The sequence below is a fragment of the Mesorhizobium sp. M7A.F.Ca.ET.027.02.1.1 genome, assembly GCF_004022985.1.
GTDB lineage: Bacteria > Pseudomonadota > Alphaproteobacteria > Rhizobiales > Rhizobiaceae > Mesorhizobium.
On record NZ_RZOL01000685.1, the window covers coordinates 1 to 1,788 of the forward strand.

1 protein-coding gene is annotated in these 1,788 nt (G+C 68.2%); it reads left to right on the plus strand.

What is annotated here, in order from left to right; all coding sequences use genetic code 11:
- Nucleotides 1-1,788, plus strand: a 1,788-nt coding sequence (locus EN749_RS35115) for a condensation domain-containing protein (RefSeq protein ID WP_245491575.1), incomplete at both ends; no start/stop codon positions are given.

The following is a 1,788-nucleotide window of genomic DNA, read 5'->3' on the forward strand; positions in this document are numbered from 1 at the left end:
GCTATGAGGCGCCGCGCGGCGCGGTCGAGACGGCGCTGGCGCAGATCTGGGCGGAGCTTCTCGGTGTCGAGCGGGTCGGGCGCCACGACCACTTCTTCGAACTCGGCGGCCACTCGCTGCTGGCCGTCCAGCTGATGGAGCGGCTGCGGCAGCTGTCGCTTGGGGTGGAGGTGCGCACCCTGTTCGCCAGGCCGGTGCTGGCCGATCTTGCCGCAAGCCTTGGCAGCCATCACGAGGTCGCGGTGCCTGCCAACCTGATCACCGAACAGAGCACGGCGATTACGCCGCAGATGCTGCCGCTCATCGAGCTGGCCCAGCCGGAGATCGACCGGATCGTCGCCACGGTGCCCGGTGGTGTCGGCAACATCCAGGACATTTATGGCCTGTCGCCGCTGCAGGACGGCATCCTGTTCCATCATCTGTTGGCGACGAAGGGGGATCCCTACCTGCTGGTGTCGCAGATGGCGTTTGCCGATCGCGGCCTGTTGGAGCGCTATCTTGGCGCGGTTCAGCAGGTGGTGGACCGGCACGACACCCTGCGCACGGCCTTTGTCTGGGAGGGGCTGTCGAGCCCGGCCCAGGTGGTGTGGCGTCGTGCGCCGCTGGAGGTGAGCGAGGTCGAGCTGGATGCCTGTGACGGTTCCGGCGCCGATGAGCTCAGGCGCCGGTTTGATCCGCTGCGGCATCGCATCGATGTTGGCCGGGCGCCCTTGTTGCAGTTTGTGATCGCGCGCGAGCCCGGCAGCACACGCTGGCTGCTGCTGGAGCTGCAGCATCATCTGATCGGCGATCACACGACGCTGGAAGTGATGCATGCCGAGGTGCGGGCCGTGCTCGAGGGACGCGGGCATGAGCTGCCAGCACCGCAGCCGTTCCGCAATCTGGTGGCGCAGGCGCGGCTGGATGTCGATGCCAAGGCGCATGAGCAGTTCTTCCGGACGATGCTGGCCGACATCGATGAGCCGACCACGCCGTTCGGCTTAAGCGAGGTCTACGGCGACGGCGGCGGCGTCGGCGAGGCGCATCGGATGCTGCCGCAGGCGCTCAATGATCGGCTGCGGGAACAGGCGAGGCGGCTTGGGGTGAGCCTGGCGAGCCTTTGCCATCTGGCCTGGGGTCAGGTGGTGGCGCGCAGCAGCGGCCGAGAGCAGGTGGTGTTCGGCACGGTGCTGTTCGGCCGCATGCAGGCGGGCGCGGGCGCCGACCGCACGATGGGCCTGTTCATCAACACCCTGCCTGTGCGGCTTGACCTGGACGGGACCGGGGTCGCGGCGAGCGTGCGGACCACGCATGCGAGGCTTTCCGAGCTGCTGGCGCACGAGCATGCCTCGCTGGCGCTGGCGCAACGCTGCAGCGGCATTGCGGCGCCGGCGCCGCTGTTCGGCGCGCTTTTGAACTACCGTCACAATACGCCGGCGGCCATGGCCGGCTCCGGGACGGCAGATGGTCTGTCCGGCATGGAATGGCTGGGCGACAAGGAACGCACCAACTATCCGCTGACCCTGTCGGTGGAGGATTATGGCGAGGCGCTCGGCTTGACGGCGCAGGTGGCCGAGCCTGTCTCTGCGGATCGGGTCTGCGGCTACATGCAGCACGCGCTCGAGCAACTGACAGAGGCGCTGGAGCATGCCCCCAACACGCCGGTGCGCGAGTTGGCCATCCTGCCGGCTGCGGAGCGTGCGTATCTGCTGGAGGAGCTGAACCGGACGGCGGCGGCCTATCCGTCGGAGCGGTGCATCCATGAACTGTTCGAGCAGCAGGTGCAAAAGGCGCCGGAGGCGGTGGCGC